16 protein-coding genes and 1 pseudogene are annotated in these 22,358 nt (G+C 39.3%); 5 read left to right on the forward strand and 12 right to left on the reverse strand.

All coding sequences use genetic code 11. The features are described 5' to 3' along the window. Nucleotides 1-86 precede the first annotated feature (86 nt). The 5 genes and pseudogenes from EP737_RS03610 to EP737_RS03630 all read right to left on the reverse strand — a co-directional run bounded on the left by EP737_RS03610 (nt 87) and on the right by EP737_RS03630 (nt 5,909). A complete protein-coding gene (locus tag EP737_RS03610; RefSeq protein WP_129726700.1) occupies nt 87-1,847 on the reverse strand; it encodes an alpha-glycosidase in 1,761 nt (586 codons plus the stop codon). A gap of 24 nt (nt 1,848-1,871) precedes the next feature. Beyond that, a pseudogene (locus EP737_RS03615) lies at nt 1,872-2,141 on the reverse strand (TOBE domain-containing protein); the annotation flags it as partial. Between the two features lie 137 nt (nt 2,142-2,278). Continuing rightward, nucleotides 2,279-3,115 carry a sugar ABC transporter permease gene (locus EP737_RS03620; protein ID WP_129726529.1) on the reverse strand — a complete coding sequence of 279 codons (837 nt, stop codon included), beginning with the start codon at nt 3,113-3,115 and terminating at the stop codon, nt 2,279-2,281. After that, the gene (locus EP737_RS03625; protein ID WP_129726701.1) at nt 3,115-4,419 is read right to left on the reverse strand and encodes a carbohydrate ABC transporter permease; all 1,305 of its coding nucleotides are present in this window, start codon (nt 4,417-4,419) and stop codon (nt 3,115-3,117) included. The genes EP737_RS03620 and EP737_RS03625 overlap by 1 nt, the downstream gene beginning before the upstream one ends. 146 nt (nt 4,420-4,565) lie before the next feature. Continuing rightward, nucleotides 4,566-5,909, reverse strand: a complete 1,344-nt coding sequence (locus EP737_RS03630) for a sugar ABC transporter substrate-binding protein (protein WP_246040171.1) — start codon at nt 5,907-5,909, stop codon at nt 4,566-4,568. A 546-nt stretch (nt 5,910-6,455) separates the two neighbouring features. Here EP737_RS03630 and EP737_RS03635 point away from each other — a divergent pair. From EP737_RS03635 to EP737_RS03645, 3 genes are all read left to right on the forward strand, one after another. Further along, nucleotides 6,456-7,484: a LacI family DNA-binding transcriptional regulator gene (locus tag EP737_RS03635; RefSeq protein WP_205650871.1), complete on the forward strand. Its 1,029-nt coding sequence runs from the start codon at nt 6,456-6,458 to the stop codon at nt 7,482-7,484. A 369-nt stretch (nt 7,485-7,853) separates the two neighbouring features. Further along, a complete protein-coding gene (locus tag EP737_RS03640) occupies nt 7,854-8,477 on the forward strand; it encodes a YqjF family protein (RefSeq protein WP_129726531.1) in 624 nt (207 codons plus the stop codon). Beyond that, the gene (locus EP737_RS03645) at nt 8,474-9,979 is read left to right on the forward strand and encodes an MFS transporter (protein ID WP_246040172.1); all 1,506 of its coding nucleotides are present in this window, start codon (nt 8,474-8,476) and stop codon (nt 9,977-9,979) included. Before EP737_RS03640 ends, EP737_RS03645 begins: the two co-directional genes overlap by 4 nt. Before the next feature lie 273 nt (nt 9,980-10,252). On the opposite strand, the gene EP737_RS03650 is transcribed toward EP737_RS03645, so the two are convergent. From EP737_RS03650 to EP737_RS03675, 5 genes are all read right to left on the reverse strand, one after another. Further along, entirely contained in the window at nt 10,253-10,852 is a 600-nt protein-coding gene (locus EP737_RS03650) for a response regulator transcription factor (RefSeq protein WP_129726532.1), read from the reverse strand. Beyond that, the gene (locus EP737_RS03655) at nt 10,849-11,985 is read right to left on the reverse strand and encodes a sensor histidine kinase (RefSeq protein WP_129726533.1); all 1,137 of its coding nucleotides are present in this window, start codon (nt 11,983-11,985) and stop codon (nt 10,849-10,851) included. Before EP737_RS03655 ends, EP737_RS03650 begins: the two co-directional genes overlap by 4 nt. 301 nt (nt 11,986-12,286) lie before the next feature. After that, nucleotides 12,287-13,321, reverse strand: a complete 1,035-nt coding sequence (gene desA / locus EP737_RS03660; RefSeq protein ID WP_129726534.1) for a Delta(5) desaturase DesA — start codon at nt 13,319-13,321, stop codon at nt 12,287-12,289. 198 nt (nt 13,322-13,519) lie between these two features. Continuing rightward, the gene (locus EP737_RS03665; protein ID WP_129726535.1) at nt 13,520-13,819 is read right to left on the reverse strand and encodes a DUF2325 domain-containing protein; all 300 of its coding nucleotides are present in this window, start codon (nt 13,817-13,819) and stop codon (nt 13,520-13,522) included. Between the two features lie 1,095 nt (nt 13,820-14,914). Beyond that, nucleotides 14,915-15,973, reverse strand: a complete 1,059-nt coding sequence (locus EP737_RS03675) for an LLM class flavin-dependent oxidoreductase (RefSeq protein WP_129726537.1) — start codon at nt 15,971-15,973, stop codon at nt 14,915-14,917. A gap of 237 nt (nt 15,974-16,210) precedes the next feature. On the opposite strand from EP737_RS03675, the gene EP737_RS03680 reads away from it, so the two are divergent. After that, nucleotides 16,211-18,082, forward strand: a complete 1,872-nt coding sequence (locus tag EP737_RS03680) for a glycoside hydrolase family 15 protein (protein ID WP_129726538.1) — start codon at nt 16,211-16,213, stop codon at nt 18,080-18,082. Between the two features lie 497 nt (nt 18,083-18,579). Continuing rightward, nucleotides 18,580-19,770 carry an SLC45 family MFS transporter gene (locus EP737_RS03685; protein ID WP_129726539.1) on the forward strand — a complete coding sequence of 397 codons (1,191 nt, stop codon included), beginning with the start codon at nt 18,580-18,582 and terminating at the stop codon, nt 19,768-19,770. 113 nt (nt 19,771-19,883) lie between these two features. Here EP737_RS03685 and EP737_RS03690 read toward each other — a convergent pair whose 3' ends face one another. Beyond that, nucleotides 19,884-20,333 carry a YfmQ family protein gene (locus EP737_RS03690; RefSeq protein ID WP_129726540.1) on the reverse strand — a complete coding sequence of 150 codons (450 nt, stop codon included), beginning with the start codon at nt 20,331-20,333 and terminating at the stop codon, nt 19,884-19,886. A gap of 214 nt (nt 20,334-20,547) precedes the next feature. Then, the gene (gene pdxR, locus EP737_RS03695; RefSeq protein ID WP_129726541.1) at nt 20,548-21,981 is read right to left on the reverse strand and encodes a MocR-like pyridoxine biosynthesis transcription factor PdxR; all 1,434 of its coding nucleotides are present in this window, start codon (nt 21,979-21,981) and stop codon (nt 20,548-20,550) included. Between the last annotated feature and the right edge of the window lie 377 nt (nt 21,982-22,358).

The raw sequence follows: 22,358 nt of genomic DNA on the forward strand, positions 1-22,358 counted from the left end.
TGTTCTTTTCTTTCTGATTCTCTCTGATCTTTATTAGGTTTCTTGTACTAGAACCGAAAACAAGGCTCTGGTAAGTTTTTTCATCATTAAAATTCCAATACGACAAATCCATGAGCTGCAAGGACTAAATCCACATGTTCCACTCCATATGAAACCTCTTCACCTGTCAGTAAGTTCGTAATCTTTTTGCCTTTTAAGTTAAACGGTACATCCACTGTAATTTCTTTATCAGAGTTATTGAATGCAAATAGCACTGTCTGCTCTTCAAATGTTTTTGTATACATGACATGGTTCGTTTCATTGCTTGCCGTAACAAATTGAAATGTACCGTAGTTGCCGAATGCGGAGTTTTCTTTGCGTAAACGAATTAATTGGGCAACAAAATGAAACATATCCTTGTCTTGCTCTTCCTCATCCCAAATCATACACTTACGGCAGCCGGGATCCATTTCCCCTGACATACTAATTTCATCTCCGTAGTAAATACAAGGTGTACCCGGAGACGAAAACAGGAAAGTAAATAGTTGTTTTATCTTTTCCTTATTATCCTTGCATACCGTTAAAATACGCGGTGTATCATGACTCCCTAATAAATTGAAGGCTACTTCGGTTGCGTTTTCTGGATACATAAGAAGTGTCTCCGTTGCCTTGTTTGCGAATTCTTCTGCTTGAATTATATCTTGAGCAAAGAATTGAATAGCTGCGTTTGAATACGGGTAGTTCATCACTGCATCGAATTGATCACCTTGCAGCCACGGCATGGAATCGTGCCAAATTTCACCGAGAATATACACATCTGACTTAATAGCCTTCACTTCTTTACGGAATGCACGCCAGAAATCATGCCCTACTTCGTTTGCTACGTCTAAGCGCCAGCCGTCAATGTCAAACTCTCGTACCCAGTAGCGGCCTACCTCTAATAAATATTCCCTCACTTCTGGATGAGAGGTATTTAGTTTAGGCATCATATAAGTGAATGCGAATGTATCGTAGTTAGGTACAGGTTCTGTTTGTACTGGAGAGTCCCAAATGTAGAACCAGTCTTTGTATTTAGATGATGCACCTCTTTCTAATACGTCCTGGAATTGTGCAAAATAGAAACCGCTATGGTTGAATACGGCGTCCAGCATCACCTTTATTCCATTTTCATGACAAACTTGTACAAGACGTTTAAATGTTTCCTTGTCACCGAATTGCGGGTCGATTTCCATATAGTCCACCGTGTCGTACTTATGGTTTGTCGTTGCTTTGAAAATCGGTGTGAAGTAGATGCCTGTGATGCCTAATTGCACAAGATAATCAATGTTTTGAATGACGCCTTCAAAGTCACCGCCGAAGAAGTTTGTCGGTGTCGGCTCCTCGCTACCCCATGGCAATGCACTTTTAGGATCGATGGAAGGGTCACCGTTGCCGAAGCGCTCTGGGAAAATTTGATACCACACTGTGTCGCGCACCCAAGCAGGTGGATTGAATACATCTTCTGCATTTAAATACGGGAAGCAAAAATAAGGAGCATTAACCTTAGTAATAATTTCATCAAAGAATCCTTTTTCTGTATAAACAATTACTTCTTCGTTGCTTCTTAATTCAAAGCCGTAACGCAAACGGCGAAAATCCGGTTGAATCGCAACAAACCAATAATCGAACAACTCTGTAGTTGCTATTTTATTCATCGTGCTTGTTTCGTATTGCCAAACACCTTCCTTCCAGATATACGGATCACCATGAATGAGGGTTACGTTCTCTATATCATTTTTCTTTGTACGCAGACGAATGTGCAATGTTTTTGTATCATAAGCATATGCAAAGTTGTTTTTTGGACGGTGATATATCGCTTCACGAGTAATCAAAATTATTCCTCCCTTATTTCCCTAAGACAGGCGAATCTCTGTTTTGGCATCAAAGAAATGGAACTTATTAATGTCTAGGGCTAACTTCATCTGTTGACCCGGTTTTATTTCTGTGCGGGCATCCACACGAGCCACAAAACTTTGACCGCTAATTTCAGAGTACACCATAGTTTCAGCTCCCATTAATTCTGCTACTTCTACCCGAATTGTTACATTTGTCCCTTGGAAAGCTTCTATAAATGCAGGCTCATCATGGAAATCTTCTGGACAAACTCCTAAAATAACTTCCTTCATGTTTTTTCAATATACTCGGCTCCTTTGTCTGTTCTTTACATCTATCACATCAAACCGTCCCGCAACAGGGTGCGGGACGGTTTGATTTCCGTTTTCTTTGCTTTGGTTATCTATTAACCTGTCAATGAACCTTCTTATCCCTTTTCAGCACCAGCTGTTAAGCCTTCTACTAAGTAACGCTGCATGATCATAAACAAAATTGTAATCGGGAGAGCAATCATGACACAACCTGCTGCAAACACAGTAAACTCAGTCGCAAACTTGTTGTTAATCATGTCAAACAAACCGACCGCAAGAGTGAGCTTCTCAGGAGATCGCAGTACTAGCTTTGCGAAAATAAAATCTGTAAATACTCCGGTAAAAATCGTTAACGACGTAAATACAATTAGCGGTGTTGACATTGGCAAAATGATTCGGAACAAAATACTCAAATTGGATGCACCGTCAATTCTTGCCGCTTCAACCAAGCTAGTCGGAACTGTATCAAAGTAGCTTTTTACGTATAGAAAGCCAAGCGGAGCTCCTGCTGCTGATACTAAAATGATGGCAAAATGTGTATTTAACAGGTTCATTTGATTTAACAAAATATATACAGCAATCATACTCATAAAGCCAGGGAACAAGCCAAGCACAAGCAAACCGCTCATCAGGTTTTTACGTCCCGAGAAACGGAACTTCGAGAACACATAGCCTGTCAGCATGACAAGAGTCGTACCAATGATTGTACTGATCACTGCAATCTTTAATGTATTCATATACCATTGACCAAACGGATATTTGGAAAATAATTCTGCATAATGAACAAATGTCAAAGTCTTCGGAATCAATGTTTCACTATAAAGAGCACCTCCCGGGCGAAGGGAAGACATCACCACCCATAACGCTGGATAACAACAAAGAATAGCAATTACTACAAGTACGGTATAACTGAGTACTAAACGGATAGAGTTCTTTGCTTTTTTCCGACTCATTATGCTTCCTCCTCTTTAAATGCTTTCGTACGGCGTAAGTTCCAAATTGCGAATACTGCGAGAATGATAAAGATGAAGATTCCGATTACCGAAGCAAAGTTATATTGCCCTTGGTCTAAGGACAACTTGTATAACCAAGTAATTAAAATATCTGTATGTCCTGCAAACTTATACTCTGCATTAGACGGTTCTCCGTTAGTTAATAGGTAGATAATATTGAAATTATTGATATTTCCAACAAACTGCATAATTAAGAGCGGTGCCATGGACTGCATTACAGCAGGGAATGTAATCCAGCGCATCTTTTGGAAAGCAGTCGCTCCATCAATATCAGCTGCCTCATACATATCCTTCGGTATCGTAGACAAGATACCGATAATCATCAACATAGAAACCGGGAAACCTAACCAGAAGTTAACTAGAATAATTGTGAATTTGGCCCACATTGGATCTGTCAGCCAAGGGATTTTGGAAATCCCCATCATTGCTAAATACTGGTTAATTGGGCCAAATTGTCCATTAAACATATTGCGCAGAATCAAAGTTGATACAAACGCCGGGATTGCATAGGGAAGAATGAAAAGTGTGCGCCAGAATGCTTTAAATCGGATATCCTTCTGTTGTACGATAAGCGCAACAGCGAATCCGCCAAAGAAACAGGTAAACGTTGCAAAGACCGCCCACACAAATGTCCATAATGCTACCCCGTAAAATGTACCGCTCCAAGCTTTAATCTGAAACATATCCTTAAACGTTTGAAAACCGTGCCAATCAACCAGGTTAGCTGGCGGCATATTTTCTCGAGTAAAGTTTGTGAATGCAAGCAAAATCATAAATATAATAGGTAATACTGTGAAGAATAAAATACCTAGCATTGGAAGCGATATCACAAAATGTGGAAAACGATAATCTGCGATATATTTCACGGTCTGCTTAAACGTGTTTGGCACTTGCCCTTCTTCGCGCAGTTGTCCAATCCGATACGCGTCTTTCACATTTGCTACGTAAATGCAGGCCAATACGATCACGATAAAAAGAACAATTAAACCTTCAACGAGCAAGAAAATAGAATGGTCACCCATTACTTGCTGGTACAACTTTCCTACCTTTTTCAGTTCAGTTTTTGTCTCTCCAAGTGTGTATACACCCCAAATCGCATGCGGTAATTTAGTAGCAATGAAATAAATACCTGAAAGATGAAGCATCAACATTAAAATTCCTTTTACATACTGTTTGTTATACAGTTGGCCCATTCCCATAGCGAGGATAGATAAGAGCGTTGCTGTCTTACGATGCTGCCTCATTCCGTCCAAACTATATTGTTGCTTATCTATTACTGCCTTGTATTGCTGCTGCATTCTAATCAACTCCTTCTTAATAGATTCGCTCACCTAGTACGCCGCATCGGGTGAGCGAATTTTATATCCTTCAATACACGCTACTATCCCGTCTATTTGTTACCAGTGGCAATATTTGTTTTCATCTCTCCAGCAGCCTTGTCCAATGTCGCCTTCACATCAGCACCGTTCCAAATTTGCTCAATCGCTGGTGTTACACTTTGCCAGAAGAACTGTGTCTCTGGAATACTTGGCATTGGTTGCGTCTTTGCTACTTGCTGCATGAATCCTGCGATAATCTTATCGTTTTTGATCGCTTCCTCATTTTCAAGACCTTTCGCGGCAGGAAGAACACCGTTCAACTCGTAGTTTTTCAACATCATTTCCTTCGTTGTCAAGAAGTGAGCGAATAATCTAGCAGCATTTGGATATTTCGAGTAGGAGCTCACATAGTAAGATTTCACACCTGAGAATGCAACGGGTTCTGCTCCACCAGGCATTTTCGGAAGTGGAATTACTTCAACTTCAAATGGCAATTTCGCAAAGTTTCCAGCATTCCAAATTCCATCAAGATTGATTGCTACCTTGCCTTCTTGCCATAAGCCAGTTTTCACATCAGCTGTAATATCCTTTGGGTTAACTGGTATAATCTCTTTTAGCGAACGGTAAAACTCCATCCCTTTGACAGCGCCTTCATTATTGATACCAATGTCGTTTTTGTCGGTACCATTTTTCCCAAACACATAGCCGCCGTATCCTGCCATAAACGCATAGTTAAAGTACGGATTGTTTGCTTCGTACAAAAAGCCAAATTTGTTATTAGGGACATCATTAAATTTCTTCGAAAATGCAATGATATCTTCCCAAGTATCAAGTTTCGCGTCTTTCACCAAATCCTTATTTACATACAATGCATACGTTTCAATGTTACGTGGATAACCATACAGAACACCTTCATAAGTCGAGGCTTGTACCGCAGGTTCAACAATTGTTTTCTTTGTTTCTTCTTCAAAATAGTCATTTGGTAGAATAACTCCGGATTTTACCGCAGTTCCCAGATGATCATGTGGGAACACAACCACATCAGCGCCAGTACCCGCTGGACCGTCTGTTGAGAGACGTTTTACAGTATCAGTTGATTCCACCTTCTCAAACTTTACCTTCACATTGTATTTCTTTTCAAACTCCTTCGACGCATATTCTACAAAAGGATCTTTAGAATCCCAAAGAAGAAGCTCTGCACCCGGCTCTGCTTTTAATTCATCCGTTGCCGCTGTTCCTGATGGTTGTTCAGATGCTTTCGTTTCGTTAGAAGCGGATTTTCCGCCACAAGCAGCCAACGAAAACGTAAGGATGGAAGTCAGTGCAACCAACCCTAATTTTCGTTTTACTTGCTTCATCATGTCATACTTTTCCCCAGCGATTGAATGATACTTTTCTTGTTGCTTAAATACCATTTTCCATTCCCCTTTATTAAAATTAGTTTTATAGTCATCGGACACTATCAAATGACAGCAAGCCGAAGATACCCCCTACCACTCTAGCAAAATCCTACAAGAAAATAATCGACACTTTATAACAACGCTTTCAAAAACATCATTAAGGAAAATATTTTCCTTATAAAGAAGAATAAACATAGATTCTATAAAAAAACATCAAAAACCAACTAAAAAACTTAAAACTTCGCCCTTTTTAGGAAAACGTTTCCCATAAAGCCGATTATATAGGATTGATTTTCCTTAGTCAATGTATATTTGAACTATTCTTTCTATTTGTGTTATGATTTATAAGGTGAGTTTTCCTAAAAAATGTTGTAATTCGCTACACTAGCTCTACTTTGTACCTACAAATAAAACTATAAACGTTTCTTTACTACTAAAAACTTAGTTAGTTCCGCCTCTTGTTGCGTACATATCAGGGGAAGGCAGCTGATTTTAGAATCTTACTATATAAACACTAAAGGAAAATTTTTTCCTAGTTCACATATATTCTAAAAGATTGTGGTGATTCACTTGAAAATAACAATTAAAGACATTGCCGAAATGGCAGGCGTTTCCATTGCCACTGTCTCCAGAGTCCTCAATAACAGCAAACCAGTCAAAGAAGATGTCAAGAAACGGGTTTTAGAAGTTATCAAACAAACTAATTATCGTCCTAACACATTTGGTCCTGAACCAAAAAGGCATGAATCCCGCCTAATCGGCGTTATTACACCTCAATCCACCCATACTGTTCTCAATGATTTCCTAGAAGGTATCAATAATGTAGCTAAGCTATATGGGTATGATATTATGATCGGCTCAACTGATGGGGGTGCCGAAAACGAACTGCATTATTTGAATTTATTCGGTAAAGTGACGGTGCATGGCATTATCTTTATCGGTTCTGCCTTTGAGGAAAAACATGTTGAGATGATTGAGCAATATAACATTCCCTGCGTCTTAGTTGGGCAGATTTCATCTATTTCCTCTGTCCCTTCCGTTCATATAGATAATGTAACTGCTTCTTATGAAGCGGTAAAATATCTCATTCAAAATGGACACCGTGAAATTGCAATCATTCACGGTCCTGGTCCGGATATCGGGAAATACCGCTTTCAGGGCTATCAGCAGGCATTGAATGATGCGGGTATTCCGATTCATGAGGATTGGGTCGTCGAGAGCGGGATTTCCACAGAAGACGGTATGGAGGCCATGCGTACAATTGCTGAAAGCGGTCTAATGCCCACTGCTGTATTCTGCGCAACGGACTGGATCGCAATTGGAGCGATGAATTATTTAATGGACCAAGGACTACGCGTTCCTGAAGATGTTTCCGTTTTCGGCTTTGATGGGAGTTTCATGTCAGCCATAGTACGGCCTACACTCTCGACGGTTTCGTACTCTGCGACAGAGATTGCAATGACAGCAACGCGTAACCTAATTAAAATGATTAAAGGGGAAACGGTAATTCCCCATCATTCTAATGTGACTCACCATTTAGTGATCCGTAACAGCACCTCAGCTATAACAAAACCGCCTGCAACTCCATAGGTCTTATGCAGCCTAAGATGATAAAAGTGAGTTAATCGTGAAAACTAAGAGCAGTTCCTAACACTTTTGTAAGTGACAGGAACTGCTCTTGGTTTTATATAGTGACTGTTCAAATTTGCTGTAAATACAGAAAACTCGCCGATTGGCGAGACAGAGGCGTAGTTGCATTTACCCTTTGTTCCTAAAATTCCCTTCTACATCGAATTAACTTCCAGCCGGAAATATATACTTTTTTAAAGTGTAAAAAAGCTATCCTTCTCATATTGATAAGGATAAAGCGAATCGGGCGGGGTAAACTCCAGCTTGCAAAAGCTTAATACGATCGTAAATCGTCTATCTCTTCGACATTAAAGGAAAGAAGGAAACTACATGAAACAACGATGGAGCAATCTTTTATTTTGTCATTACCGAGTACCGGTGGAATCCTTACGTCCTTGGGTTCCGGCCCCGCTGGAGATTGAAACATGTGAAGGAAGTGCCTGGATTGGCATTGTTTCATTTGATATGAGCTTCGGCATTATTCGCTACCCTCAGGTCAATGTGCGCACATACGTGTCTCACAAAGGAAAGTCTGGCGTGTACTTTTTAAGCTGTGACGCTGCAAATCATTTGGCTGTGTTTTTTGCCAAAAGATTTTATTCTCTCCCCTATACCTATTCAAATATTCAAGCTCAATTTGATGCAACTGTTTCTTTTCACAGCATGCGAAAAGATCATAAATATCAGGTTGAATATACCCCATTTGGAGAATGGTTCCATGCAAAAAGCGGAAGTTTAGAATATTTTTTGACAGAACGCTATAGTTTATTTACCGATCAATCATATTGTGATATTATGCATGAATCATGGAAACTACAACATGTTAATGCCTCAATTCAATCTAATACATTAGGTTCATCAAAAGGATTTTCCTTTCCTCTTGAAGCGGACCATCTTCTCTATGGTAATCAAACAGAGGTAAGGATATTATCCAAAGGAGTGTTTGTATATTGAAAGCGATACGTCTACTAACATCGCCTATTCACTGGTTAAGGTGGACCGGAATAGCTGATGGAGTATCATTATTGGTGTTATTAGGAATAGCCATGCCGTTAAAGTACATAGCGAATTATCCTTATGCGGTAACTGTGGCGGGCTCCGTTCATGGGTGTATTTTTATTTTGTATGCGCTGGCAATTATCTATACTCAAGTCCGGATTCAGTGGCATGTAAAATGGTCTTTCTTTGCCGTGCTTGTCGCATTTATCCCATTTGGTAATTTTATTTATGATGTATTCTTAAAAAAACAGCAAAATACATTTACTATTAAACCGATCCCTAAGATATGGTTGATTTATATCATTATCTTTTTTACATTTATTGATTTATTCACACAGTTACCTGTGATGAGTACATTTGCTACTTCTATAGGTGCAACTACAATGCTTGCAGGCTTTATTGTTGGGGTGTATTCCTTTACAAATATATTTGGAAATATTTTATCCGGTGTATTAACAGATAGATACGGAGCTTTTATTGTCTTATGTATCAGTTTGCTTACAACTAGCATTTCTCTAAATTTATACAATGCTATTACAAGTGTCGAAGGGTTATTCATCGTTCGATGTATTCACGGTTTTTTTGGGGGATTAATTGTACCAGCGGCTTTTACCTATTTAGCCAACCAAACAAAGAACGATCGACATGGAAGCCAAAACGCCTTCACAGGTTCCTTTGTCGGCATTGCCGCAATCGTAGGTCCTGCCTATAGTGGCATTATGGCAAGTAAAACATCAGTACCTTTTGTATTTATGACTGTTGCTATCTTTGGATTTTTATTATTTTTGATAACCATTCTTCTCTTCAAGAAACAACAGGCACAGGCTTCAACAAAAGAATTACAGAGTGATAAGTTTATTTTTAATCGGGGAGTTATTCAATCCTTTGCAGGTGCCTTCCTTTTAATGTTTTCCCAGGGAGCATTAGCGTATCTTTTGCCTTTGCATGTAGAAGCGTTGGGCTACAGTTCACGGTTGAGCGGGACCTTGCTGAGTATGTTTGGAATTGTGGCAGTGGCTTTATTTCTTTTACCGACTAATAAATTATTTGATCGTATATCGCCCTTTATTAGTTTTTCGATTGGTTTAGGCAGCATGGGAGTAAGTCAAATATTAATCGGGCAGGCCAATACGGCAGCCCTTCTATATGCCTGTTTAGCCTTATATGGTGTTGGGTTTGCCTTTTTATTCCCCGCAATTAATTTGTTGCTTATACAAGCAACTACTCCTAAAACAAGAGGAAAAGCATATGGTTACTTTTACGCCTTTTTCTCCATCGGTGTTATTGTAGGTTCTTCAGGCTTAGGCTTGCTAACAGTAGCAATACCGGTACAATTTTTGATTACGGGAATTCTACTAACGAGCTGTGTCGGTATAGTTTTTATGTTCAACAAACCATACCACGCTATAAAGAAAACTCGCCGATTGGCAAGCCGGCAGGCGAAGACAGAGGGGTAGTTGCACTTATACTGTACTCCTAAAATTTCCGACTACGTCGAATGACCTTCCAGCTGGAAATTTATACTTCCTTACAGTGTAAAGAAAACTCGCCGATTGGCAAGCCGGCAGGCGAAGACAGAGGGGTAATTGCGCTTTATTCCTAAAATTTCTCGCTACATCGACCGGTCTCTCAGCTAGAAAGTTCTACTTTCTACTGTAAAACAAGCAAAGAGCCAGTATCTAGAATGATACTGGCTCTTTTGCCATCTAAAATAACATCTCCGTTACCCACTACTTAAACCAACCCTTTTCCCTTGATTGGACAATTGCTTCTATACGATTTTTGACTTCTAATTTATCCAATATTTGAGAAATATAATTTCGAACCGTTCCTGTTTTTATACTAAGCTCATCAGCAATCTCTTTTGTGTTTTTCCCATCAGCTACGAGCCCTAATACCTCCCTTTCCCGATCGGTAAGAGGGTTTTCCTCACCATAAACACTGTCCATAAGTTCAGGCGCATAAATTCTTTTTCCTGCCATTACATCACGTATCGAGCTTGCCAGCTCTTCACTGGGGCTATCCTTCAATAAATAGCCGCTTACCCCAGCCTTTAACGCACGTTGAAAATAACCAGAACGGGCGAAAGTTGTTAAAATAATAACCTTACAACCTAGCCCCTTAATCTCTTCAGCAGCATCAAGCCCGCTCTTTCCAGGCATTTCTATATCCATAATACAAACATCTGGCCGAAATTCCCGTACCAAAGCTACGGCTTCCTCTCCATTAGAGGCTTGTCCCACTACTGTCATATCCATCTCTAAATTTAGTAGCGAACCAAAGGCCCCTAACAACATCTTCTGGTCTTCCGCAATCACAATTGTAATCATTTAAGCTTCTCCTTATCTGTCTGCTTGACGTCATTCGGAACTCTTATGATTAAAGTTGTCCCTTCCTCTGTTCTCATTTCCAAATCGCCGTTTATGAATTCTAAACGCTCCTTCATTCCTAGCAATCCATGCCCCTTAACTGGGGAATCTTCCGCATCCTTAAAGGTTCCGTCATCCTGTACAGTAATCACAATTTCCTTCCACGATTGTTCAATGGAAATGCAACAGGAAGTGGCCTCGCTATGCTTTACCACATTCGTTACAGCCTCCTTCAAACACATGCTTAGAATATTCTCCGTTAGCAGGGAAACATTGGTTAGAGGAGTTTTCTGATCAAATACAAAATCGATTTGTGCCGCCTCCATAATTTGTCGCACACGAAAAATCTCCTCCTTCAATCTAATACCCCGCATGGAAGATACGAGCTTTCTTACTTCACTTAACGCAGTTCTTGCCGTCTGTTGAACATCTTTTAATTCATGATGCGCTTGATGAGGATCTGTAGAAATTAACTTGCTCGCCAAATCACTCTTCAGACCGATGAGAGAAAGCTTTTGCCCTAGTATATCATGCAGGTCTCGGGCAATCCGCTGCCGCTCCTCCAATTTGACAAGCTCAGCTATCTTCTTGTTTGCATCCTCTAGCTTTTCTTCCAGCTGCCCTCTCTCTTTCTTGTTGTAAATGTTGAATGGAAGAAGGATGACACTGATCCAAATGATAATTACGAATGGCAATTGCGTTAAGAAAAGCTCATCCTGCTTTACAATGCTGTAATTTATTGAAACAGAGGTACTAATTAGATGAATAAAGTACAATGTAAGAAATGCGACCCGATCTGCTATATTGCCTATGAAGTACGCTAGGAAAAAGGCAAAATACACATAACTGAAAAGGTTCGTTGATGTAATCGAGATCCCAATCAGAATGAGCGTCCACAAGTAAACGGGCCACCCTCTAGAAACAAAGGCAATTCGGTAAAAGATAAAAAATAAAATTGTAAGGAAAATCCCTACAATTATTTTGAACATGGAGGAGGCTTGAAAAATAAAGTAAAACGGTAAAATACAAAGAATCGTCCAAATATAAGGAGAAATTCCGTTATTCTTCTGGAATGTTAAATACTTTTTAATCATGACTGAAACCTCTTTTTTGATTTTACATATTTTACGTAAATCTGCCTTCCTAATTTATTTTACCACTTTTTATCCATATATGTCCTCTACCGCTTCCCCAATCAAGAAAGCTCGCCGATTGGCGAGCCCTGCTCTTGGTCAAAGACAGAGGCCTAGTTGCCCTTATACTTTATTCCTAAAATTTCTCGCTACGTCGAATTGGCATCCAGCTAGAAATTTATACTTTCTTAAAGTATAAAACAAGAGGCCCGGTTATGGCCTCTTCTCTAGGTAGTGTGTTTAGTGGATGCTATATATTTTTCTATACCTTAGGTTTAGGCTGAACCAAGACACTCTTTGATCTTGACGGAACCTTGATGTCTTTAAACCCTACAAACTTTTTACTCTGTTCGTCCCATAAGCGGAATTGTAATGACTGTAAGCTTGTAGCTAAAGTTATCGTCGGCACATTTTGTAACGGCTGCGTATTATTGTGCGCATTCTCAAGCTTATAGTTCGGGACTCTCGGACTTAGATGATGAACATGGTGAAAGCCAATATTTCCTGTAAGCCATTGCAGGAGCTTCGGAAGCTTATAGAAAGAACTTCCTTCCACCGCTGCTTTTACATATTCCCATTCCGTATCCTCTTCAAAGTACGAATCCTCAAATGTATGCTGTACATAAAACAGCCAAATTCCCATGGAGCCTGAAATCCAAAAAATTGGCCCTTGTACTAAAAGGAAAGACTGCCACCCCAATGTAAGGCAAAGCACAACTACTAAAGCAACAATTGCTACGTTTATAGCATAGGTGTTCATCCGTTCCTTCCATCTAGCACCTTTTCGATTAAAACGATTCGAAATCAGAAACTCATAAATCGGTCCTAATCCAAACATGACCAACGGATTGCGGTACAGCCGATAAGCCACCCGAGTCCGAAATGGTGCTGACACATACTCCTCAACTGTTAACGTCCATATATCCCCTACTCCTCGTTTATCCAAATTACCGCTCGTTGCGTGATGAATAGAATGATTGTGCTGCCATTGTTTATATGGAAATAAAGTTAAAACACCTGTTATGTTTCCAATAACTTCATTAGCAGTCCGATTTTTAAAGAAAGAGTGATGGCAGCAGTCATGAAAAATAATGAACACTCGTACGAGAAAGCCAGCCGCAACCACTGACAAAGCTAGCGTAAGTATATATGAAATCGATAAGCTTTGATAAGCCAAGAACCATAATATAAAAAAAGGCACTAAAGTGTTAACAAGTTGTCTTACACTATGCCATGTATCAGATTTTTCATAAGGAGCTACTTGTTTCCTTAAATGTTTCTGTTTTTGTATCGTCATCTTTTATGTCCCTTCTCTTTTTGTTATCTTAAATTATAGAGGAAGGAAATCCGGTCTTGTAGACATACGTGTCATGGACAAAACATGATAAATGTCATGTATAAGCATAAAAAAAGAATTATGTATGATCTTTATTCAACAGTCAGTTCACCTCCTACTTTATAAATGATTATCATTATCATTTATAAATAAAAAATTTTAATTATTTATTGTTGTTCTTCCTTTAATTAAGGTCTGATAAATTGAAGGCCACGATCTCTTTGCAAAGAAAATAGGAATAGATTGACTTTTTGCTTTTTGTTTTATAACTGTTGATAAATTATGATTAACAAAATCTGTTAAGACTAAAATCATATCAATATTTTTCGGTATCCCTGCTTTTACTGTTTTTTCTTTACGGCCATTAATATGAAAGACTTCATGAAAGCCAACAGACGATAGTTTTTTTAGGATGATTCCTAAATCGTCTGCACCTACGATGAGCAATGAACTGGACATCTTTTTTCCTCTTTTCTATTTCGCATTTTAAATTCTAGGGAAGTTCACACTCTAATCCCCTATGCTACTGCAAGAACATAACCCATAAACATCAATTTCCGATGACTACATTATATCTATTCCCTTACAAGCAAACATGCCTATTCGCAATCAATATATACCTTCTTTATCTTTTCCTTATTTATTCGTTTATATAGGATCACTTTTATTGTTACGTATAGAACAGCAGCAAACAACAAATAACTGTATCAACCATTTTACAGATGAAAATGATTATCAGTAACCGTTGTAATAAACTATAACTGATAATAATTCTCATTGTCAATACATTTTGATTTTTTTTTTTTTCGAGATTAGACTATTCGTTACTATCCTGTTAGGAGAAGTTACAGAACTCTGCTGACTTTCGAGCTTGGTTCCCAAATACCAGGAGGAGTCATCCATGCCTCCCCAGCAATCGTCTCTCTAGATAGATTACTTCTAAACTAACAAACCTTTGTATACCTTTCATCATAACCAGCTTCTTCTTGTTCATTACGAGTAACATCGGTGTTTCTTTCACCAAACTTTCATTTAAGAAAGGTAATCTATAGTTAATAACATTTGTAAACACAATGTGGGCATGTAGCTGGAAGAGAAAAACAAAAAATATAAAATGGAGAACTTCCTTGAAAAGGAGTGGCCGATGAAGATGATAGAAAATGTAAGCTCATTAAAACGTATAGTGAATCGGTTGAGAGAAAGAGGAATCCATGCTGAATTATGCAGCAGGCCAAAAACGTCTGCGGGAGAAAGCGAGACACTCAATCAATTTGACCCTAATGTAGTACAAGCTTTCCTAAGTATTTCGAAAAGAGAAGGGACAGGAATACGTTCACATATGAAAACATTATAATCAAAAGAGGTTGTCCCAATGGGCAGTGTACTGCGTCACTCTCTTGGGATAACCTCTATCTTTTTACCAAGCTTTTTACTCAAGCGTGATTTAATCAATACTTCGAGGAATTATAGCATTCATGCTATTACATCTCCGAAAGACTAACCCTTATTTATGTAAGAAGTTTTTACGTTGTTGTTAAAAGGACACAGGCTTATTTATTTCTCTTCGCCATCCGCTTCCCATTTAGCTATTTCTTCTCGCACTATTGGTGCCACCTTTGTTCCTAACAGTTCAATAGCTTTCATCACGTCCTCATGAGGCATCGTGCCAACCGGTACGTGCAGCATAAAACGTGTAATACCGACATATTTTCGAAGATGGATGATTTTCTCAGCAACCGTTTTGGGATCGCCTACGTATAACGCTCCCCCAAAGCTGCGAGCGGCATCGAAAGCTGATCGGTCATAATGCCCCCACCCTCGTTCTCGACCTAATTTGTTCATGACTTGCTGGGTAGAAGGAAAAAATTTATCAGCAGCTGCCTGAGTTTCTTCAGCTATAAAACCGTGCGAATGCGATGCAACCGACAGCTTTGATACATCATGGCCAGCGTGGCTGGCAGCCTTTTTATATAACTGCACCAACGGTTCAAATTGTAGCGGACTGCCGCCAATAATCGCTAACACCAAAGGCAATCCAAGAAGTCCTGCACGGATTACAGATTCAGAATTGCCGCCACTGCCAATCCATACAGGCAAAGGCTTCTGAATCGGGCGCGGATACACACCTAAGTTTTGAATTGCCGGACGATGTCCGCCTTTCCAAGTGACTTTCTCGGACTCCCGTATTTTTAGCAATAACTCCAGCTTTTCCTCAAACAGTTCATCATAGTCCTTTAATTCATATCCAAACAGCGGGAAGGATTCAATAAAGGAACCTCGCCCCGCCATAATCTCTGCACGACCGTTTGAGATTGCATCAAGTGTGGCAAAATCCTGGAACACTCGCACTGGATCAGCCGAAGAAAGTACAGTAACAGCACTTGTCAATCGTATCCGTGTTGTCTGTGATGCAGCTGCGGCCAGGAGAACGGCGGGAGAAGACGCCGCAAAATCTTCGCGATGATGTTCGCCCACGCCGAAAACATCCAATCCTACTTGATCTGCTAGTACAATTTCCTCAACGACCTCACGTATCCGTTGCGCATGGCTAATTACCTCACCAGTTTTCACATCCGGTGTTGTCTCTACAAATGTACTTACACCTATTTCCACTAAAAAACCCTCTTTCTTACCTTTGATTTATTTCATAGTTATCAAAAAACTCCATTCCTTGATTAGCTATAGACAAAACTTTTACTACACCAAGTGTATCCCATTCGCTAGAACATGCCAATAATCTCGCTAGCTCACTTATTATGGACAATATATATTTTTGTTTTTAATTATCATAATTATCTTTATAACGATTGCAAAAGTTGTAACCATACTAACTAGAGGGAGAGTGAATTCATGCATTACTTTATTGGCAAAAATCAAGATAACCATGCCCCTATCTCTAACGGCAATGTATTAGCTTGGCTTCAGCAATATAGTGCAGATTGCCGTCCTGTCGATAAAATAAGCCAGCTGTTTTTCCCGAACTTCGATCTTTCAAGTGCTTTGTTAGATACACATGGATCCTATGTACTAGCAAAAGATCAAAATGAAAAAGTCTGGTATGATCCATACGGCATTGTACAAGAGAAATTTGGGCAAGTGGGTGAAATTGTATCAATAAATACCACTCAGTATATTAATGGTTCCGGCGTCTATGAAGTTGTTTCTCATAAAGGCAACACCGTTGTCAAAACAAAAACCTGGACTCCTCCTCATAGAAATGCTCTCATCCGTTCTATTCAAGTAAAAACACTCCGCAACAACCCTACAATAGTATCTATTTTCCCAGTAGTGCACCTCCAAAACATCGTACAAAGAATAGACAATATTTTTATTTCACGCATTTCTGAGAATCAATGGTTAGCAGTAACCGTCTCTCCTAGTTCTATAGGGATAACAGGAGATGTTGCCAAAGCTGTGACAGGAGGCCAAATCTCTACTTTCGAACATAGTTTGCTTCCTACGCCGCTAATTTTCTCCATTCCCCAAACCATTCCTAATGAACACTATAGCAAACCCGTTTACCAAGTGTTTGTGGCTGGCGCTACCAAAGATGAGGCACTTAAGGCTCTGCACGACACATTAGTAACGATCGAACAGAGTGAACAACATACACTACAGGAATGGGAAATTTGGCATCGCAGAACTATAAATATCGGCTCACTCCCGCCTGAACTTGAGTATTACTGGAGAGTTAGCAATACCTTATTAAAGATGAGTCTACAAAAAGATGGTACTCCGATTCTTATTGGCTTTAAACCATATCAAGGAAATGTATGGATTCGTGATAGCTTATGGATCGTGTCTACACTAGCGCTAGCTGGCCATATAAAGGATGCTGTGAAGGCTTTGTATGCAACACTTAGCTATCTAATGGAACGTCCTGACGACAACTACTATTTTGCATACAATGTTGTAACACGCCTACCGAACGAGCATGCATTTGAAAATGATACAACTGGACTCATTTTATACGGAATTTGGCAGGTATGGTCTTTAGCAAAAAATAACGCCATTTTACACGATCTGTGGCCAATTATTAGTCATTCTGCCGATTGGATCTTAAGAAATCGTGACTTCACTGGGCTCATCCTTCCAGACGCAGGAATTTGGGAAACCTTCGGACCTCATTTAGGAGAATCCTTTGAGCACATGACCTGGACATCTGCTATTTCGGCATTCGGACTAATTAAGGCTGCAGAAATGGCTGAAGCTATCCAGAAAACCGAGAGAGCGCGGCGATTCAGAGAAGGATCATACGAACTGCTCCAGGCTATCGCTAAACACAATGTCGATAATGGAATTGTAAGCCGTTCCATGGAAAGTACTTTATTGGATGCATCGGTTTCCTTGTTCTTCTCAGAATTCCCAATATTTCCGCAAGAATGGTTAGAACAAACCGTAAAAGCGATTCAAAAAAGACTGGAAGATCCCTTTATTGGAGGGATTTGGCGACACGAGAGTTTAACAACAGAAGAAGGCGATTTAAAGCCATGGACAGGACCGACTTTTTGGTTAGCTGAGGCTCTTTTAGTGAAAGGGGATGTCACTCAGGCATGGAAATATTTTAACCATAACTACCAGAATAGTGCATTTTGTGGTCTTTTACCAGAATTATTATATAGCAGAGGCCGTGCAAGAGGGATTGGAATGCCAAGCTATTCTCAATCAGGCGTGATACGTTCTTTGCTTTTCTCACAAGGTTTCTTTCATAGAAACATTTAGGAGTGAGATAAAGAACAGAGACCCTCTTCTAAGATGGTATCTGTTCTTTCCATTTCATTTAGTCTGCATTATTCACTATTCCTCTTGTCTAAGTTGAACATTTCCTGTATCGAAGGAACAATCTCTTTATATTTAAGCTACTTCAAAATATAAAAATATAAAATTTTTAAGATTTATAAACCAAGAAAAAAGAAACAAAAGAAAGTGCTAAACCGCATAATATAATAATAAATTGTACTATCTTGTGCTTCTCATTTTAAAGAAAATTCTTTGATTGGCAAGCTAGTAGGCGAAGACAGAGCCGTAGTTGTATTTACACCCTGTTCCTAAAATTTCCGACTACGTCGAATTCGCTTCTAGCTGAAAATTTATCCTGTCTTAAAGTGTAAAGAAAATGCATCAACATGAAAATGCTAATTCTCACTGATACGTTCGGTATTTTCATAGAATGTCCTAAGCGATTTCTTGAATATTAGTTAATCTAAAGGAGAACGGCAATGAAAAAGACATGGCTATTAGGATTTGGCTTTTTTAGCATCAGTTTAGGATGGGCATTGTATAACGGATTTGTTCCATTCTTTCTTAATGATTATCTTGCAAGCACAGCTTTAATTGGATTTCTAATGACGATTGATAATTATATTGCCTTGTTTTTACAGCCTTATATCGGAAATCGCAGTGACCGTACAAATACACGCTACGGTCGAAGGATGCCTTATTTACTGATCGGTATTCCGAGCGCTGCTTTATTTTTTGCTCTGATCCCCTTTCACACAAGTTTAGTGACGTTGGTCATTTTTATGGTATGCATGAACTTGTCCATGGCCATTTTCCGTTCCCCAACCATTGCTTTGATGCCAGATATTACTCCTCACTCAAAACGTACAAAAGCGAATGGCATCATTAATTTCATGGGAGGCTGTGGTGCAATAATCGCGCTTAGTATAGGCTCTCTCTTATATGATATTAAAGCATTTTTACCATTTTTAGCAGTCTCCGTCATTTTCTTAATAGCTTTATGGATTATCTTTAACAATATTAACGAAAATCGCGATGCAATTCCTTATACAGTGACGCCTACAGCGAAAATAGACTATAAGATAGAATTAAATCCACCAACTGTTTTGCTATTATCTGCTATCTTTTTTTGGTTTATTGCTGTCCAGGGAATGGAGGCTTTATTTACTTTGTATGCAGTCCATGCGCTTGGTTTTTCAAAAAGTGCTTCCGCATTTTCATTGGCCTTTTTTTCGTTAAGCTTTGTCCTATCCTCGATACCCAGCGGTCTACTAGGTGCAAAATACGGTAAGAAAAATATAATACTAATCGGAATCGTCGGATTAATTTTCATTTTCATTCTATTAAATTGGGCAGAATCGGTCTTTATCTTAAGAACCCTTTTATTAATTGGCGGGATATTTTGGGCATGTATCAATATCAATGCATATCCTTTTATTGTTTCTACCGGGGGTGAACACAGCTACGGAACACGAACTGGTTTATATTATTTAGTTTCTTCAGTAGCTGCCATTATTTCCCCGCCAACCTTAGGGCTTTTAATTGATTTCTGGGGTTTTAAAATGTTATTCTTTGCTGCTGCAGGAAGCATGCTCCTTGCACTAGCTTGTATGATTAAGGTTAAGGATACTGAGACTAGTTCTGTTTCGAATCAAAAATTGGATGATTAAGTGCCCTAGCACATCTGGGTTTTCTCCATATTAAAAGTCCATGCGGCTAAAAACTCGCCACATGGACTGCTTTGCTTCTATCGTGTTGCTAAGCAGAGGAATCCTTTTTCCTTTTAGGCTAGATCCCTATTACTAACAGAGGACGTTTTTTGAAGACTATCAGAAAGCAGCTTATACGCGACTACCTTCTTCTTGTACTGTTTGACCACATTAACATGACCGTCGTAAATGTACACAAATAACCTAACAGTCTTTTTACGTCCTTTCGTATCGATAACTAAAGGATTCCCCCCGTTTTCTGGATGTAAATACGCTTGCTCGTATCCTGGAAATACGGGGTATCGTTCTACAAATGTAGCTTCGTTAAAATCATGAATCACTTGAGCTTTGTCTTCACCTTCTAAGGTTTTTCCAGCAACAGTTACACAGACATTCTCCTCGTTCAATTTTGAATGCAGTTCAAATTTGCCGATCAGCCATCCCACAGTATTGTTTGGAAGAGAACTCACTACTATTTTAAGGATCCCCATCAGAATGATCGGAACCAAAACAGCCCATGTCATATTTCATCATCTCCGTTATGTTCTAAATCAACATTATTATATAACTTATAACGTTATCGGGCGGATAGTTTTTTTGAAAACGAGATTGTTTTATCGCCGCCTCACTTTTTGTGAAAATTTGTACTTTAGTTAACAGATGCGTTGGTTGAAACAGGAACCTTTACAGACAACTTGCTTCACTTAAGCTCATTTCATCAACACACTGCAGAAATACTTACTGAATACTTTTTAAAGCAGCCGCAAATCGCAAAATCCCCTCATGAATCAAGGTTGTTTCTCCTCTTCCAAAAGTAAAACGCACATATCCTTTCCTTGAACCAAATACACTTCCCGGCACAAAAGCTACCCCATTTTTCATGGACTCTTCTAATAAAGAGTATTCATTCACAGAACTCTTCAATTTACACCATAGATGAATTCCGCCTTCTGGAGCGAAGTATTCAACTTGACTATCTAAAAGATCTTTAATACTTGAAGTTATCTCGTCTCTTCGTTGTTTCAGCTGTTTTCGGAGCATACTAATATGTGTGCTGAAATATTCCGAACCTAAAAACTCATGTGCTATCCATTGCGGGAACACACTATGGCCAAAATCAACCTGCTGCTTTGCATCTGCTAAACGCTGAATCACTTGCGGGGGCCCAATCACCCAGCCAATTCGCAGGCCGGATGCTACAATTTTTGATAAAGAGCTAATATAGAGAACATTGCCATTCGTGTCCATCGACTTTAAAGTAGGATTTACCTCCTCTTTAAAGGAAGTTAGACTGTACGGATCATCTTCAATAATTGGAATGCCAAATTCCGATGATAGTTCTAACACTCTCCTCCGGCGTTCCAATGAAAGGACCGTTCCTGTAGGATTTTGGTAATCTGGATTTAGGAAAAGCATTCGAATTCGATGCTTTTTGTGTAAGGATACAAGATCATCTGGATTGATACCATGCTGATCTACAGGTAAAAGAAAGGTTCGTAACCCCGCGGACTGGAATATTGGCAAGGAAAAACAATAGGACGGATCCTCGATGGCAACAGCATCTCCTGGCTTAAGCAAGCATTGGACAATCAAGTGCAAAGCTTGCTGAGCACCTGACGTAATCAAAATAGAAGCAGGATCAATCTCTATATTTTTATACTCTTTAACATGTGCGGAAATAGTTTTTCGCAACAGCTCATTCCCTTGTGGATGATCATATCCTAATTGTCCCTCAAAGGGGACTTCAGATAAAATAGTACGAAACTGACTAGTTGGAAACAAACTCGGTGATAATTCACCACTGGCTAAATTGATTAAATCGTTCTTTTGCGTTTCTGTACGTATTCGCTGCACCAAAGGTAAATTAGGAAGAAAAGAGCCGTCCTCCATATATCGCCCCCAGTTCGGGATACGTTTATGTGCGATCCCCCATATATCTGTACTTACGCGTGTTCCGCTTCCTTTCTTGCGCTCTATGACCCCAAGCGCCTGCAGCTCTTCGTATGCAGCTACTACGGTGCTTCGGTTTACTTGTAGCTCCTTCGCTAAAGTACGTTCAGAGGGTAAAACGCTGTCTGGCGGGAATTCACCTAAAGAAATCCCGTGTTCAATATAGTCTGCAATTTGTTTATAGATAGGCTTCTTATCTTCGCGATTCGGTTTCCATTCCATATCCTTTTCATCCTTGCTATCGTTTCTTTGCTGACCCTATTATAGTAAAGGTGGATGGTACAAGTAAAACCTTGTCACATCTTATACATAGCACTATGATTATTGAATCCGATTAACTTTTGCAGCTTAAAGATACATATAGAGAAAATTCTCACTAAAACGCTCTTTCCTTCTTATGTTAACAATCATTCCAGAAAAGTAACCATCCAATTCTAAACTTTTTAAACCATCCACTTAATAAAAAAACGGCGAATACCAGAGGTCTATACTTGTTCAACTTTTGATGATAAATATGATCGCTATCGAATAATTTAGTATCACCTCTCTTTCTATAATAAAGAATGAAGAAAAAAACAAACCAGCCAATATAGATGTAT

The organism is Ectobacillus funiculus, from assembly GCF_004138295.1.
GTDB classification, from domain to species: domain Bacteria; phylum Bacillota; class Bacilli; order Bacillales; family Bacillaceae_G; genus Ectobacillus; species Ectobacillus funiculus.